This is a genomic window from Amycolatopsis sp. NBC_00348 (genome assembly GCF_036114655.1).
Lineage (GTDB): Bacteria > Actinomycetota > Actinomycetes > Mycobacteriales > Pseudonocardiaceae > Amycolatopsis.
Genome location: NZ_CP107994.1, coordinates 9,141,504 through 9,156,353 on the forward strand (window position 1 = coordinate 9,141,504; position 14,850 = coordinate 9,156,353).

The 14,850-nt window shown below is 72.0% G+C and carries 13 protein-coding genes; 10 read left to right on the forward strand and 3 right to left on the reverse strand.

Translation table 11 applies throughout. The features are described 5' to 3' along the window. The gene (locus OHS58_RS41110; protein ID WP_247060575.1) at positions 1–894 is read right to left on the reverse strand and encodes a hypothetical protein; all 894 of its coding nucleotides are present in this window, start codon (positions 892–894) and stop codon (positions 1–3) included. Positions 895–1,157: 263 nt separating this feature from the next. Between OHS58_RS41110 and rplM the strand changes: the two genes are divergently transcribed. The 3 genes from rplM to glmM all read left to right on the forward strand — a co-directional run bounded on the left by rplM (position 1,158) and on the right by glmM (position 3,772). Continuing rightward, positions 1,158–1,610 carry a 50S ribosomal protein L13 gene (rplM, locus tag OHS58_RS41115; protein ID WP_247060576.1) on the forward strand — a complete coding sequence of 151 codons (453 nt, stop codon included), beginning with the start codon at positions 1,158–1,160 and terminating at the stop codon, positions 1,608–1,610. Between the two features lie 14 nt (positions 1,611–1,624). Further along, positions 1,625–2,239, forward strand: a complete 615-nt coding sequence (rpsI, locus tag OHS58_RS41120) for a 30S ribosomal protein S9 (RefSeq protein ID WP_326956059.1) — start codon at positions 1,625–1,627, stop codon at positions 2,237–2,239. A 198-nt stretch (positions 2,240–2,437) separates the two neighbouring features. Next, entirely contained in the window at positions 2,438–3,772 is a 1,335-nt protein-coding gene (glmM, locus tag OHS58_RS41125; RefSeq protein WP_326946036.1) for a phosphoglucosamine mutase, read from the forward strand. A 44-nt stretch (positions 3,773–3,816) separates the two neighbouring features. On the opposite strand, the gene OHS58_RS41130 is transcribed toward glmM, so the two are convergent. Next, entirely contained in the window at positions 3,817–4,698 is an 882-nt protein-coding gene (locus OHS58_RS41130) for a cytochrome P450 (RefSeq protein ID WP_328645910.1), read from the reverse strand. A 30-nt stretch (positions 4,699–4,728) separates the two neighbouring features. On the opposite strand from OHS58_RS41130, the gene OHS58_RS41135 reads away from it, so the two are divergent. The 5 genes from OHS58_RS41135 to OHS58_RS41155 all read left to right on the forward strand — a co-directional run bounded on the left by OHS58_RS41135 (position 4,729) and on the right by OHS58_RS41155 (position 10,126). Beyond that, positions 4,729–6,279, forward strand: a complete 1,551-nt coding sequence (locus OHS58_RS41135; RefSeq protein ID WP_328645911.1) for a fatty acyl-AMP ligase — start codon at positions 4,729–4,731, stop codon at positions 6,277–6,279. Continuing rightward, positions 6,272–6,532 carry an acyl carrier protein gene (locus tag OHS58_RS41140; RefSeq protein WP_247060584.1) on the forward strand — a complete coding sequence of 87 codons (261 nt, stop codon included), beginning with the start codon at positions 6,272–6,274 and terminating at the stop codon, positions 6,530–6,532. The genes OHS58_RS41135 and OHS58_RS41140 overlap by 8 nt, the downstream gene beginning before the upstream one ends. A gap of 149 nt (positions 6,533–6,681) precedes the next feature. Further along, positions 6,682–6,993 (forward strand): hypothetical protein, encoded by a 312-nt coding sequence (locus OHS58_RS41145; protein WP_247060586.1) that lies wholly within the window; start codon positions 6,682–6,684, stop codon positions 6,991–6,993. After that, complete coding sequence (locus tag OHS58_RS41150; RefSeq protein ID WP_328645912.1) at positions 6,993–9,608, forward strand: WXG100 family type VII secretion target; 2,616 nt, start codon at positions 6,993–6,995, stop codon at positions 9,606–9,608. The genes OHS58_RS41145 and OHS58_RS41150 overlap by 1 nt, the downstream gene beginning before the upstream one ends. A 44-nt stretch (positions 9,609–9,652) precedes the next feature. Next, entirely contained in the window at positions 9,653–10,126 is a 474-nt protein-coding gene (locus tag OHS58_RS41155; protein WP_328645913.1) for a hypothetical protein, read from the forward strand. Between the two features lie 54 nt (positions 10,127–10,180). Here the strand turns inward: OHS58_RS41155 and OHS58_RS41160 are convergent, their stop codons facing one another. Then, positions 10,181–11,005, reverse strand: a complete 825-nt coding sequence (locus OHS58_RS41160; RefSeq protein ID WP_328645914.1) for a dienelactone hydrolase family protein — start codon at positions 11,003–11,005, stop codon at positions 10,181–10,183. 204 nt (positions 11,006–11,209) lie between these two features. Between OHS58_RS41160 and glmS the strand changes: the two genes are divergently transcribed. Both glmS and OHS58_RS41170 read left to right on the forward strand, forming a co-directional pair. Next, entirely contained in the window at positions 11,210–13,072 is a 1,863-nt protein-coding gene (gene glmS, locus OHS58_RS41165) for a glutamine--fructose-6-phosphate transaminase (isomerizing) (RefSeq protein ID WP_326946042.1), read from the forward strand. 15 nt (positions 13,073–13,087) lie between these two features. After that, entirely contained in the window at positions 13,088–14,524 is a 1,437-nt protein-coding gene (locus OHS58_RS41170; RefSeq protein ID WP_328645915.1) for an NAD(P)H-hydrate dehydratase, read from the forward strand. The last annotated feature ends 326 nt before the right edge of the window (positions 14,525–14,850 follow it).

The following is a 14,850-nucleotide window of genomic DNA, read 5'->3' on the forward strand; positions in this document are numbered from 1 at the left end:
TCAGTTGCCCTGCGCGTCGCCGAGCCGGCGGTAGAAGTCGTCCATCGCCGCGCGGTCGGGCAGCACGGTGATCTGCGACGCGTCGGGCAGCTTCGGCATGTCCTGCAGGCTCGCCGGGCCGGTGAACTTGAACTCGTACTTGAGCTCGACCTGGTGGCTGTCGCCGCCGAACTTGGCGTCCATCGCGAACGAGACCAGGCTGCCGTCCGGGTTCAGCGTGATCGTGGTCGGCACCATGGCCTTGTTCAGCTCCGGCCCGATCAGGCTCGTGACGCTGGCCGGCAGGATCTCGACCCGGTTCTTGACGAAGACCTCGAAGGGCACGTTGACCGTCAGCGCGGTCTTGCCGTCGCCGAGGCTCTTCGCCCCGCGGACCGCCCGCTTGTCGGCCCGGTAGGCGTCCACCGTCGAGTCGGCCATCCGGCACGGGGTCAGCACCCCGCCCCAGACGCAGGGCTGGATCAGGCCGGCCTCGGGCTTCGGCATCGACACCCACGCCGTCGGCGAGACGCCCTTCTGCACGTACATCGGGCCGAGGTAGGTGTACTCGACCGGGCCGTCGGCCGGGGTGTACGTGTCGATGATCTCGTCGGGGTTCTTCAGCGAGCGGTGCCGCACGACCCGGTTCTCCGGGCTGCCGGTGCGGGCCGACGTGACGGTGCTGTGGACCCACTTGTCGTCGAACTTGAAGTAGGCGTCGAGCGAGTTGGTGACGTCGCGGGTGTCGGTGATGCTGTCCTCGAGCTTGCCGATCACCTGCTCGAACTTGCCGCCGACGTAGTCCGCCGCGTCGTCGCCCTTCGGCAGCGGCGTGCCCGCCTTGGCCTGGCCGCAGGCGCTGACGAGCGCCAGGAACGCCCCCAGGACGAAGATCGCCGTCGGTCGTTTCCTCATCGCCGTCCCCTGCTCGCCTGTGCCCGTGCTCCGGGCGCCCGGATCGTCTCATCCTCGCGTGTCGGGGCCGCGCGTGCGGGCACTTCGGCCGGAAAACCGGGTAGAGTCCGCAGGGGCCGGGCCTGTCCCGGCGCTTCCACCCACCCCCGATGCGTGGCTGCGGCGAGCGTGGGGGTATCTTCATATGTCGTTGTGCGTTGCGGCGCATCAGCGCGCTAGGCCCGCACAGAACCCACACGCAATGTTGACGACGAGGTAGACCCTTGCCCACGTACAGCCCCAAGCCCGGCGACGTCACTCGTGCCTGGCACGTGATCGACGCCGAGGATGTCGTGCTCGGCCGGCTCGCGACCGAGGTCGCCACGCTGCTGCGCGGCAAGCACAAGCCGACCTACGCCCCGCACGTGGACACCGGTGACTTCGTCATCATCGTCAACGCCGAGAAGGTCGCGCTCACCGGAAACAAGCGCACGCAGAAGTTCGCCTACCGGCACAGCGGTTACCCCGGCGGTCTGCGCAAGCGGTCCTTCGGCGAGCTGCTCGACACCAAGCCCGAACACCTTCTCGAGAAGGTCGTCAAGGGCATGCTGCCGAAGAACAAGCTCGGCCGCGCCCAGGCCAAGAAGCTGAAGGTCTACGCCGGCCCGCAGCACCCGCACACCGCGCAGCAGCCGCAGGTGCGCGAGATCACCAAGATCGCGCAGGTCGCGCAGTGAGTGAGGAACAGTCTGTGACCAGCACCGAGCCCGAGACCGCCGAGGTCACCACCGAGGCGACCGAGACCGGCGCCGTCGAGACCCCGGAAGCCACCGAGGCTCCCGAAACCACGGAAGCTCCCGAGGCTGCCGTCGCCACCAGCGAGACGCCGGTCGCGACGAGCGAGACCCCGGTTGCCACCAGCGAGACCCCGGCGGCGACCAGCGAGTCCGCCACCGCCCCGCGCCCGTCGCGGGCCGCGGGCGGCAACGCCCAGACCGTCGGCCGCCGCAAGGAAGCCGTCGTTCGCGTGCGTGTCGTCCCGGGCACCGGTGAGTTCAAGCTCAACGGCCGCACCCTCGAGGAGTACTTCCCGAACAAGGTGCACCAGCAGCTCATCAAGGACCCGCTGGTCCTGGTCGAGAAGCCGGACGCGTTCGACATCTTCGCCAACCTGCACGGTGGCGGCGTCTCGGGTCAGGCCGGCGCGCTGCGCCTGGCCATCGCCCGTGCGCTCATCGAGGTCGACGCGGACGACCGCCCGGCCCTCAAGAAGGCCGGCTTCCTGACCCGTGACGCGCGCGCCACGGAGCGGAAGAAGTACGGCCTCAAGAAGGCCCGTAAGGCCCCGCAGTACAGCAAGCGCTGATCGCGCCTCTGGCGCAACCCACCGGAGCGCTCATCCGTCTATCGGATGGGCGCTCCGGCGTTTTTACCGACCCGCCCAGGCGGATGTCGCATTTCCCGTGCTCGGAGCGACATTCGGGGGTGGGGTAGTGCGCCCGGGAACGCTCGCTAGGTTGTCGTGGTGGTTGCGCTGCCGCAGCCGCTCTGAGGAGGTCGATCGATGGCACGCCTGTTCGGTACCGACGGGGTACGTGGTCTGGCCAACGCCGAGCTGACGCCCGAACTCGCGCTGGCGCTCGCCGCCAGCGCCGCCCGCGTCCTCGCCGCGCACGACCGTTCGCACCGGCCCATCGCGGTCGTCGGCCGGGACCCGCGCGCCAGTGGCGAGATGCTCGAAGCCGCGGTCGTGGCCGGGCTCACCTCCGCCGGCGCGGACGTGCGCCGGGTCGGCGTGCTGCCGACGCCGGCCGTCGCCTACCTGGTCGGCTCGCTCGAGGCCGACCTGGGCGTGATGATCTCCGCGTCGCACAACCCCATGCCGGACAACGGCATCAAGCTCTTCGCCTCGGGCGGGCACAAGCTCCCCGACGGCATCGAGGACGAGATCGAAGCCGGCCTGGCCTCGAACGCCGTCCGGCCGACCGGCGCCGGTGTGGGTCGTGTCACGGACGTCGAGGACGCCCTCGACCGCTACGCCGAGCACCTCCTCGCGGTGACGCCGCACTCGCTCGACGGCCTCAAGGTCGTCGTCGACTGCGCGAACGGCGCATCGTCCGCCGCCGCGCCCGAGATCTACCGCCGCGCCGGCGCCGAGGTCGTCGCGCTGTACGCCGAGCCCGACGGCGTCAACATCAACGAGCACTGCGGCTCCAACCACCCGGATCGGCTGCGCGAGGCCGTCGTCAAGCACGGCGCCGACCTCGGCATCGCCCACGACGGTGACGCCGACCGCTGCGTGGCCGTCGACTCCGCCGGCGAGCTGATCGACGGCGACCAGATCATGGCCGTGCTGGCGCTCGCGCTGGCCGAGTCCGGCGAGCTGGCCAAGGACACGCTGGTCGCGACCGTGATGAGCAACCTCGGCCTGCACCTGGCGATGCGGGCCCACGGCATCACCGTGGTCACCACCGCGGTCGGCGACCGCTACGTCCTCGAGGAGCTGCGGTCCAGCGGCTTCGCCCTCGGCGGCGAGCAGTCCGGCCACGTCGTCCTCCCGGCGCACGCCACCACGGGTGACGGCCTGCTGACGGCGTTGCGCCTGATGAGCCGCATGGCCGAGACGGGCAAGTCCCTCGCCGACCTGGCGGCCGTGATGAACCGCCTGCCGCAGGTGCTGATCAACGTCCGGGTCGCCGACAAGGCGGCGGTCGCGGGGTCGAGCGAGGTCCGCGACGCCGTCGGCGAGGTCGAGGCCGAGCTGGGCGAGGAAGGCCGGGTGCTGCTGCGCCCGTCCGGCACCGAGCAGCTGGTCCGCGTGATGGTCGAGGCCCCGGCCCAGGCCACCGCCCAGGCCGCCGCCGACCGCCTCGCCGGAGTGGTCTCGGCGGTTTCCTGAGTCTGCCGCGGCTCTCGTGAGTGTTTAGGGCGGTTAGAACCGCCCTAAACACTCACGAGGACCCGCGCCGAGGCCAGGCCGCGGAACACCGGGTGTGTCTTCCACCGCACGTCCTCGACCCGGCACCCGCCGCTGAGGACGTCGGCCAGCGCGCGTAGCGCGATCTCGGCTTCGGCCAGCGCCACTCCGGACCCCGGGCAGGCGTGGCGGCCCAGGCCGAACGGCAAGCCGTCGGTCAGGGAGATCGCCACCGGACCTTCGGAACCGAACCGCAGGACGTACCGGGCCGGGCAGATCTCCGCCGCCAGGTCACGCGCGCTCGTCCGCGCGACGCCCGAAGCCAGCGAAAGTCCGGCGCTCGCCAGGAAGTTCAGCGAGTTCTCGTACGCCGCGTGCGCCAGGACCACCGGGTTGATCGCCAGCTCGTCGTCGTCGAGCCGGCCCGCCGCGTGCGCCGCGCGCAGGGCCGCCAGGCCGCTGCCCGGCTCGGCCGGAGCCCGGCTGAGCTGCACCGACAGCCGGAACGCCGACGCCTGGCCCTGCCGGTCGGTGCCGCCGAAGACGTCGAGGTTCGCCGTCGTCGCTTCCAGGTGGTCCAGGAAGACGTCGTCGAGCGGCACGCCCAGCACCGCGGCCGTCACCAGGCCCGCGACCGGCCGCGCGAAGTCGCGCACGAGGTCGAACGACGTCCCCAGCGCGTCGACGACCGTTTCGACATCGGCGCGGACCGCGTCCGGGAACGGCTCCAGCGTGGCGATGATCTCCCGCAGCACACCGCGCACCCGTGCGTGGCCGTCGCCGTCGCGCAGCAGCACGCTGGGTGACCCGAGGCCGGGATCCGACGTCAGCTCCGGCGACCGCAGGGCGCGCGCCGCCGCGTCGCGGCCCTCGACCACGGCGATCCCGTGCCGTTCGAACTCGTCCATCGGATCCACACCGTAGGGCAGGATGAGGCGGTGCCGCCCGCAGCCGTCCCGGACGAGGTCCTGACCACGCCCCTCACGGATCTCCTGCTCCGCAACGCGGCCGCCGACCGGCCCGCGTTCACCTGCCGGGTCTTCCCAGGGCCTGTCGATCACACCCTGACGTGGCCGCAGGTGCTCGCACGCGTCCGCGGGGTCGCCCGCGAACTGCGCCGCGTCACCCGGCCGGGTGACCGGGTGGCGATCGTCGCCCGCCAGGACCTCGGGTACGTCGTCGGTTTCCTCGGGACGCTGTACGCCGGGCGCGTCGCGGTGCCGCTGTCCGTCCCGGCCGGCCGCACCAACCGCGCCCGGCTCGAGTCGGCCCTCGCCGACGCCACGCCGTCGGTCATCCTGACGTCGAAGGACCTCCTGGCGAGCCTGGCGTCCCGGCCGGAGGTGCTGCTGGCGATCGACGACGTCGAGCCGGACGACGTCGAGCCGCCCGCCGCGGTCGCCATGACCGACCCCGCTTACCTGCAGTACACGTCGGGCTCGACGAGCCGTCCGGCCGGCGCCGTGATCTCCCACCGCGCGCTGGTGGCCAGCTGCTGGCAGACCACCCGGTGCTACCACGCCGACGCGTCGACCCACCTCGCCGGCTGGGTGCCGTTCTTCCACGACATGGGCCTGGTCCTGCTCATCGGCACGCCCGTGTTCCTCGGCGCGCACTCGGTGTTCTTCACGCCGATGGAGTTCGTGCGCGACCCGCTGCGCTGGATCCGGCTGCTGGCCGGGCACCCGGGCGCGATCACGGCGGCCCCGAACTTCGCCTTCGACCTGGCCGCGGAAGCCGCCGGCGAGCTCGAAGACGTCGACCTGTCGCACGTGAACTCGGTGCTCAACGGCAGCGAGCCGGTCCGCGCGGCCACCGTCGAGGCGTTCGATCGCGCCTTCGCGCCGTTCGGGCTGCCCCGGGCCGCGCAGAAGCCGTGTTACGGGCTGGCGGAGGCGACGGTGTTCGTCGCCAGCGCGGGCGACGAAGGCCCGACGATCACGGACTTCGACGGCGAGCGGCTGGTCTCGGCGGGCCGGCCCTACGGCCAGCGCGTCCAGGTTGTCGACAAGGAGATCTGGGTGGCCGGGCCCAACGTCGCCGACGGTTACTGGGGCCGGCCGGACCGCGGTGACGCCTTCGCCGAGCCCGGCTGGCTCCGCACCGGCGACCTCGGCTTCGTCCACGACGGCCTGCTGTACGTCACCGGGCGGCTGAAGGACCTGATCATCGTCGACGGCCGCAACCACCACCCGCAGGACATCGAGGCGACGATCGAGGCCGCGCACCCCGCCGTCCGGGCCGGCCGGGTCGCGGCGTTCGCGGTGCGGGACGGCCGCGGTGAGGGCGTGGCGGCCGTGGTCGGCGCCGCGGACCACGACGACGCCGTGGCCACCGCCGTCCGCCGGGCCGTGTCGGCGGGCCACGACCTGCCCCTGCGCGGCCTGTGGCTGGTCCGGCCCGGCGCGGTGCCGCGCACCTCCAGCGGCAAGGTCTCCCGCGCCGCGGCCCGGGACCGCTGGTGGGGTGAGAATGGGCGCCATGACTGACGCGGCCGCCTACGCCGACGAGATCCGGAAGATCGTCGCGCTCGCGCTGGAGCTCCCGCCGGACCGGCTCGCCGACTCGACGCCGTTCGACGACATCGGCCTGACGTCCCGGCAGCGGATCCAGCTGCTCGCGCGGGTCGAGGTCCGCTTCGGCGTCTCCGTCGACCTGGACGAGCTCGACCGGCTGGTCGACGTCCGGGGCGTCGCCGAGGTCATTTCCGAAGCCGTCGAGGCACAGCGCGCCACCGGGTGACTCCCGGGTGCACTTTTCCGAAGTCGCGGCTGGCCAGACGGCCGAACGCTAGACTCTGTGTGCATCTGCGACGGCACCGATCGGCGTCCGGGCGCGTCACAGTCTTCGAACAGGTGCCAGGGACTGTGGGATCGAAGGGGGCAGCCACCATGCCAGACGGTTATACGGCGAGTTCGGAAGCGATGACGCGGGCGCAGATCCGCCTCAACGACGTCGCGGACGACCCGGCGGGCGAAGCGAAGAAAGTCGCGCCGACGGCGATCGTGGCTGCGGACTTCGGCCGCGTCCACCAGGAAGGTTTCGGCAAGTACAAGGCCGGGATCGACGAGATCGGCGCGGGCATGACCGGGCTGTCGAACGCGCTGATGAACCTCGGCAGTGGCATCGGTACCGCGGGCGGGAAGTACACCACGCAGGAATCGGACGCGGGTGCGCAGGCCAACGCGGCGGGGAGCAAGTAATGGCCGAATGGGCTGACATCAAGAAGGTCCTCGACGACCCGAACGTCTCCATGGAAAAGAAATCCGCCCTCATGGAGGCGTACGACAAGGACACCTGGAACTTCAACGACGAAGAAGAAAAGTACGCCAAGGAATACATCGACGGGTATTCCGACCGGAACTGGGCCACCACGCCGCTCTACCCCACCGGTTCCGACGGCGAGGTCGACGACCGGCTGAAGGAAGCCCAGCAGGAGTCGCAGGCCAAGGGCAAGGAACAGCAGGCCCAGACCGACCGCAAGAACCAGGCGAAGAAGAACCTCGACGGAATCGCGAAGCCGACGCTCAACGCGGGCGCGAAGAGCTCCGACGAGCAGCTCGACCAGGGCAACGTCACGGTCGACTTCCTGGTGCTGTGGACCACCGACATCTGGAACAAGATCAAGGGCGGCACCGGCCAGCTCGACCCGCAGAAGGACCTCAAGGACAAGTTCCACGAGAACCGCGGCATCCAGTACCAGAAGTTCCTCACCGACGCCGACGACCTGGGCAAGGCGCACAAGGTCGTCGAGGACACGCTCTCCAAGAGCGACACCGAGCTCCAGACCCTCTTCGGGGAGTGGAAGGGCAAGGGCGCCAACGCGGCGGAGATCAAGTACGACGAGGCGATCAAGCCGCACGCCAAGGAGCTCTCCCAGCAGATCGACGGCGCCGCGAAGCTGCTCCCGGAGACCGTCGGGCACGTCTTCGACGCCGTCAAGAAGAAGGTCGACGAGGTCCTCGCGCTGCACCGCACGACGATCGCCCAGGCCGACATCACCATGGCCCGCGACGTCCTCAAGATCGCGAACGGCGAGACCGGCGAGTTCGACGACTTCATGAAGGTCGCCGGCTGGGTCGACAGCGTCAACGCGCAGAACGGCAACCAGACGAACCTCGCCGAGCGGCTGCAGAACGACGACTGCGGCTTCAACGACGAGAACAAGGAGTACGGCCGCCAGGTCTGCCGCTACTGGCGCGACGGCGCGTTCACCACCGAGTACCAGGGCCTGATCAACGCGTTCAACGGCTCCTGCAAGTCCGCCAAGGACACGATCGACCAGCAGTGGGGCGCGCTCGACCAGTACCTGTCCGGCTACACAAACCAGCTGACCGAGGCCAAGGGTGCCGGCCCGGACACGGGCAAGGGTGACGGCGGCAAGGACACCAGCACCGGCGGCGGGGGCAAGGACTCCAACACCGGTGGCGGCGGCCCCGGCACCGGCGGGGGCGGGCCAGGCACGGGTGGCGGCGGCACCGGCAGCGGTGGCGGCGGTACCACGACGCCGTCCGCGAGCGAGCCGCCGAAGCCGGAGGACGCCGCGCCGAAGCCGGACGACGCCGGCACCAACCCGGTCACCGGCAAGCCCCTCGAGGTCGATCCGTCGACCGGCGAGCCGTACCCGATCGACCCGAAGACCGGCGAGGCCATCAAGGACGCCGACGACACGGAGACCGTGTCGGTCAAGAAGGGCGACAACACGATCGAGATGTCCGAGCCCGACAAGCAGGGCAAGATGGACATCACGGTCGACGACGGCCAGGGCCACAAGAAGGACTACCCCCTCGACTGGGGCGACGACGACAAGGCCGAGGCCAAGGGCGCCGACGGCAAGACCACCGACGGCGCGAAAGACGCCGCCTTCGGGCCGCAGGGCAGCCACGCCGTCAAGGACGGGCAGCCCTCGGCCGACGGCAGCTACAAGCCGGGCGCCGACGGCAAGATCCACATCCAGGACGGCAACCTGAAGATCACCGCCGAGCGGCCGGAAGGCCCCGGCGGGCCGACGGTCGTCACGGTCGACGACGGCAAGGGCGAGCCGACCACCTACACCCTGGATTCGAAGGACGGCCCGAAGGCCGACGACCTCAAGGCCGACGGGACCGGCGCGGCGTCTGACACGAGCACGTCCGGCGCGACCCCCGGCGGTACGGGGGGGTCCGACGGCGCGGCCGGCGGGCCGGACAGCGGCAGTGGCGTCGCCGCCGAGATCCAGCACGACGCGGACGCCGAGCCGCCGCTGACGAAGGACCCGGCGCCGGACAACCCGGATCCGGGCCTGACGCAAGGCTCGTCGGCCGGCGGTGGCGGCGGGTTCAGCACGCCGGGGGGCATGGACTTCTCCGGTGACCTCGGCACCGACGCGACGGCCGAACCGGCGCTGGCCACGGCCGACGCCGGGGCCGGCGGTGGCGGCGACTCGACGACCACGGCCGGGGCGAGCGACTTCGGCTCCGCCGTCACCGGTGGCCACACCACGGCCGACTTCGCCGGCGCGGTGTCGCTGGAGCCGGGCGCGCAGGCGGGCAGCGACGCGTCGCTCCCGGCGGCCGACGGCGGCGGGCTCGGCGCGACGCCGGTCGACCCCGGCATGCACCAGGCGGCCGCGAGCGGCTCGGCCAGTGGCATGAGCGGGATGGGCGGGATGATGGGCGGCATGGGTGGCTCGCCCGGTGGCGGCGGCGGTGGCGACCAGCAGCGCGGCCCCAGCCAGTACCGCATCGAAGGCGGCGTTTTCGAGACGAGCGGGGCGAAGGGCCGGATCAGCGGCTCGCTGGACGACGAGGGTGAGCGCTCGATCCGGTACGACCGGTGACGGGCCTTCTGGGAGGGCTTTCGAGTGAGAGCTGAGGAGGGGCGATGAGCAGCGCCGAAGAGCGGTACCGCACGGCGATCTCCACGATGGACGCCGCGGCGCGCGAGCAGGACGAGCAGCGGGGGCTGCGCGAACGGCGCGTCGCGGAGGCCGAGACGCAGGCGCGCGAGGGCCTGAAGAACGAGCTGGGTGCCGCGCAGAAGTACGCCGAGCACATGGACGAGCTCAACAAGCGCAAGCAGAGCGCGGGCGGCTGGGCGACGGAGAAGACCCTGGCCGACAAGGGCCGCGAGTCGCTGATGCAGTTCGGCGGCGAGGACGAGGACTCGACGCCGACGAACAGCTTCCCCGCCGCTCCGGCCCTGGCCGCGACCGCGCCGCGGCCCGAGCCGGTGACGGAGCCGGTGCCCGCACCGGAGCCACCGCCCCCGGCACCCGAGCCGCAGCGCCCGCGGGGACGGCACGCGCGTCCGGTCGAGGACGAGGACGACTTCTCCAGCACGAGCTGGCTGGTCTGAGGTTCCGACAGCGGAAAGGCCCGGCGAGAATCTCGCCGGGCCTTTCTCGTGTGGTCAGTGAGCGGGTTCGTCCTCGCGCTCGATGGTCGCGCGCTTGACGTCCGCCTCCAGCAGGGGCCGGTACTTGTCGGTGCCGGTCAGGTGGGTCAGGAAGAACGCCGTGAACAGCGCGCGGGTGAGCTGCTGGGTGCCGCGGTGCGGCTTGCCGTGCATGATCAGCTGCGACCAGTGCCTGCCCTCGGTGACACCGAGGTGGGACGCCTTGCCGAGGGTGCGCAGCTGGACGTCGTCGCCGCCCCAGTTGTCCGAGATCGCCTCGGCGTGCCCGACCGCCGGCGCGACCAGGTCTTCTTCGGCGGCCAGGTGCAGGCCCGGGACGGTGATGCCGCGCGCGGCCTCGCTGGCCGGCGGGAGCGTCTGGGCGGCCGCGATCGTCGCGACGGCGCGGATCCGCGGGTGTTCGGCCTGCGCGTCCTGCGCCGCGGCCAGCACGGCCGAGCCACCGCCGGCCGAGTGCCCGGCGAGGCCGAGCTTCGCAGGGTCGACGCTGATGCCGTCCGGGCCGAGACGGACCGTCGTGACGACGTCGAGGGTGGTCAGCAGGTCGGCGGCGAGCAGCCGGTGCGACGGCAGCGGCCCCCGCTGGGTGGCCGGCGCCGCGGCGACGATGCCCCAGCTGGCGAGGTGGTGCAGGAGCTGCCGGTACCGGTCGGGCGGCTGCAGCCACCCGTGCCCGAAGGCGACGGCGGGCAGGCCGAGACCGGCGCGGGGCGTATACACCACGCCCGGCAGGCCGACCAGGGCGAGGTTGCCCCGGAGGACCTCGTGCGGACCCGGGTGCTTGAGCTCCGCGAGCAGCTGCTTGGGCTTGCTGGCCATGGCCGGAACCCTACTGCCCGCACCCGGCCCCGGCTCGCTCGCCGCACCGGGGCCGCCGAAAGCGCGGAGCGGAACCGGGCGCTCACACTGCGTACGTCACCCTTTTCGCATTGGTCCGGACCATGTGGAACGCCGTCCGCGCAGGTCGCGGGCGGTTCACGTGCCCGGTCAGCCCGCTGAATGTCCCTCGTTAGGCTGGTGCGCGTGTGTGGAATCGTGGGATATGTCGGGCACCGCCCGGCCCTGGACGTCGTTCTCGGCGGGCTCCGGCGCATGGAGTACCGCGGTTACGACTCGGCCGGCGTCGCGGTCCTCGACGGCGCGGGCGCGCTGAACGTCGAGCGCAAGGCCGGCCGGCTCGCCAACCTGGAAGCCGAGCTGGACAAGGTCGGCCGCGGCAGCTTCGCCGGCACCGCCGGCATGGGCCACACCCGCTGGGCCACCCACGGTGCCCCGGTGGACCGCAACTCGCACCCGCACCGGGACGCCTCCGAGCGCGTCGCGGTCGTGCACAACGGCATCATCGAGAACTTCGCCGCCCTGCGCACCGAGCTGGAAGCCGACGGCGTCGAGATGGCCAGCGACACCGACAGCGAGACCGCCGCGCACCTGATCGCGCGGGCGTACACCGGCGGCGAGACCGCCGGGGACTTCGCGGCCTCCGTCGCCGCCGTCTGCCGTCGTCTCGAAGGCGCGTTCACGCTGGTCGTGACGCACGCCGACCACTCGGGCACGATCGTCGCGGCGCGCCGGTCGTCGCCGCTGGTCGTCGGCGTCGGCGAGGGTGAGCACTTCGTCGCCTCCGACGTCTCGGCGTTCATCGAGCACACCCGCGAGGCCGTCGAGCTGGGCCAGGACCAGCTCGTCGTGATCACCCGCGAGGGCTACGAGGTCACCGACTTCCACGGCGACGCCGCCCAGGCGAAGCCGTTCACCGTGGACTGGGACCTCTCGGCCGCCGAAAAGGGCGGCCACGAGTACTTCATGCTCAAGGAGATCGAGGAGCAGCCCGAGGCGCTGGCGAACACCCTTCGCGGGCACTTCGACAACGGCCGGATCATCCTCGACGAGCAGCGCATCTCCGACCAGGACCTGCGCGACGTCGACAAGGTCTTCGTCGTCGCCTGCGGCTCGGCCTACCACTCCGGCCTGGTCGCCAAGTACGCCATCGAGCACTGGTGCCGCCTGCCGGTCGAGGTCGAGCTGGCCAGCGAGTTCCGCTACCGCGACCCGGTGCTCGACCGCGCGACGCTCGTCGTCGCCGTGTCGCAGTCCGGCGAGACGGCGGACACCCTGGAGGCCGTCCGCCACGCCCGCGAGCAGAAGGCGCGCGTGCTGGCCGTCTGCAACACCAACGGCGCGCAGATCCCGCGCGAGTCCGACGCGGTGCTCTACACGCACGCCGGCCCCGAGATCGGCGTCGCCTCGACGAAGGCGTTCCTCGCCCAGATCGCGGCCAACTACCTGGTCGGCCTGGCGCTGGCGCAGGCCCGCGGCACGAAGTACCCGGACGAGGTCGCCCGCGAGTTCGCCGAGCTGGAGGCCATGCCCGCGGCCGTCCGGAAGGTCCTGTCCACTGTGGACCAGGTGCGGGACCTCGGCCGCCGGATCGCCGACTCGAAGGCCGTGCTGTTCCTCGGCCGCCACGTCGGGTTCCCGGTCGCCCTCGAAGGCGCGCTGAAGCTCAAGGAGCTCGCGTACATGCACGCCGAGGGCTTCGCCGCCGGCGAGCTCAAGCACGGCCCGATCGCGCTGATCGAGGACGGCCTGCCGGTCGTCGTCGTGATGCCCTCGCCCAAGGGCCGCGCGGTGCTGCACTCGAAGCTGGTGTCGAACATCAGCGAGATCCAGGCCCGCGGCGCGCGCACGATCGTGATCGCCGAAGAGGGTGACGAGACGGTCCGGCCGTTCGCGGACGAGCTGATCGAGATCCCCGCGGTGCCGACGCTGCTGCAGCCGCTGGTGTCCACGGTGCCGCTGCAGGTGCTGGCCGCGGAGATCGCCCGCACCCGCGGGTACGACGTCGACAAGCCGCGTAACCTGGCGAAGTCTGTCACCGTCGAATAACGGGAGGCCTTCGCCGTGCAGGGAATCTGGACCACGGAACGGATTCGCGAGGCGGAGGGGCGGCTGTTCGCCGTCACGCCCGAGGGCGAGCTGATGCGGCGCGCGTCGTTCGGGCTCGCCGTGCGGCTGGCGGAGTTCCTCGCCGAGCACACGGGCACGGTGTCGGGACGCCGGGTCGTGCTGCTGGTCGGCTCCGGTGACAACGGCGGTGACGCCTTGTGGGCCGGGGCTTTCCTGCGCCGTCGCGGAGTCGCCGTCACGGCTGTGCTGCTGGGTTCGCGAGCGCACGAGGCCGGGCTCGCGGCGTTGCGCCGCGCGGGTGGCCGGGTGGTGTCCGCCGAGGACGGTCCACAGTGGATCGCGCGAGCCGACGTCGTGGTCGACGGGATCGTCGGGATCTCCGCTTCGGGCTCACTGCGCCCCGAAGCCGCGCGGCTGGTCTCCCTCGTCGAAGCGCCGATCGTGGCGGTCGACCTGCCCAGTGGCGTCGACCCGGACACCGGCGCCGTCGACGGCCCGGCGGTGCGGGCCACGCTGACGGTCACCTTCGGCGCCCGCAAGCCGGTGCACGTGCTGGCGCCGACGTGGTGCGGCGAGGTCGTGCTGGTCGACATCGGGCTCGAGCTGGGGGAACCCTCACTGAACCAGTTGGACGTCGTCGACGTCGCCGCGGCCTGGCCGGTGCCGGGCCCCGAGGACGACAAGTACAGCCAGGGCGTCGTCGGCGTCGCGGCGGGCTCGGCGACCTACCCGGGCGCGGCGGTGCTGACGGCGGGTTCGGCGGTCCGCGCGACGGCCGGGATGGTCCGGTACGCCGGCCACGCGGCGGACGTCGTCCGGTCGCAGTGGCCGGAGGTCATCGCGACGGGCACGGTCGCCGACGCCGGCCGGGTGCAGGCGTGGGCGGTCGGCCCGGGCATCGGCACGGGCTCGGAGGGCCGCGACGTCGTCCGGTACGTCCTGGGCCGGGGTCTGCCGGTGTGCGCGGACGCGGACGCCACGACGATCATCGCGAAGTCCCCGGAGGTCCTGGACGCGCGCGACCCGGACACACCGCTGGTCCTGACCCCGCACGCGGGCGAGTACGCGCGGCTGATGGGGCGTGCCCCAGGCGCGGACCGGGTGACGGCGGCGCGCGACGCGGCCCGGCGGTACAACGCGGTGGTGTTGTTGAAGGGGTACGTGACGGTGATCGCGGCCCCGGACGGCCGGGTGGCGGTCAACAAGCCACACGGAGCTTGGCTGGCGACGCCGGGTTCGGGCGACGTGCTGTCAGGCCTGATCGGCGCCCTGCTGGCAGCGGGAGTGGACCCCTGGCTGGCGGCGGCCGCGGCGGCTCACGTGCACTCCGTGGCGGGCGCGATCGCGGCCCAGAACGCCCCGACGTCGTCGTCGGCGCTGGTCCACGCGATCCCGGAAGCGATCCGCGCGGTCCGGTCTTTGACGTCCTGAGCTGGCCGAGCGGCACTTTCACGTGAAAGTGCCGCTTTGGCGGGACGGCGTGCGTGAGGTGCGAATGGTCCGTTGGTGCCGCTCGGAGCGGTGCCTGGCGACGGTCGCGAGTGGCCCGTTCGTGCCTTGGCGGGAGGGCGCGAGTGGCCCGTTGGTGCCCGGCGGGATGCGCGAGTGGCCCGTTGGTGCCCGAGGAGGTTCTGGAGTGGCCCGCTAGTGCCAGGTAAGCGTCGCGAGTGGCTTGGCGGGTTGGGTCGCGAGTGGCCCGTTCGCGCTTTGGCGGGAGGGTGCGAGTGGCCCGTTGGTGCCCAGAGGAGCATCGCGAA

Coding starts and splice junctions, on each gene's coding strand:
- OHS58_RS41110 (WP_247060575.1), bottom strand. CDS start 894: ATGAGGAAACGACCGACGGCGATCTTCGTCCTGGGGGCGTTCCTGGCG.
- glmM (WP_326946036.1), top strand. CDS start 2,438: ATGGCACGCCTGTTCGGTACCGACGGGGTACGTGGTCTGGCCAACGCC.
- OHS58_RS41130 (WP_328645910.1), bottom strand. CDS start 4,698: ATGGACGAGTTCGAACGGCACGGGATCGCCGTGGTCGAGGGCCGCGAC.
- OHS58_RS41140 (WP_247060584.1), top strand. CDS start 6,272: ATGACTGACGCGGCCGCCTACGCCGACGAGATCCGGAAGATCGTCGCG.
- OHS58_RS41145 (WP_247060586.1), top strand. CDS start 6,682: ATGCCAGACGGTTATACGGCGAGTTCGGAAGCGATGACGCGGGCGCAG.
- OHS58_RS41150 (WP_328645912.1), top strand. CDS start 6,993: ATGGCCGAATGGGCTGACATCAAGAAGGTCCTCGACGACCCGAACGTC.
- OHS58_RS41155 (WP_328645913.1), top strand. CDS start 9,653: ATGAGCAGCGCCGAAGAGCGGTACCGCACGGCGATCTCCACGATGGAC.
- OHS58_RS41160 (WP_328645914.1), bottom strand. CDS start 11,005: ATGGCCAGCAAGCCCAAGCAGCTGCTCGCGGAGCTCAAGCACCCGGGT.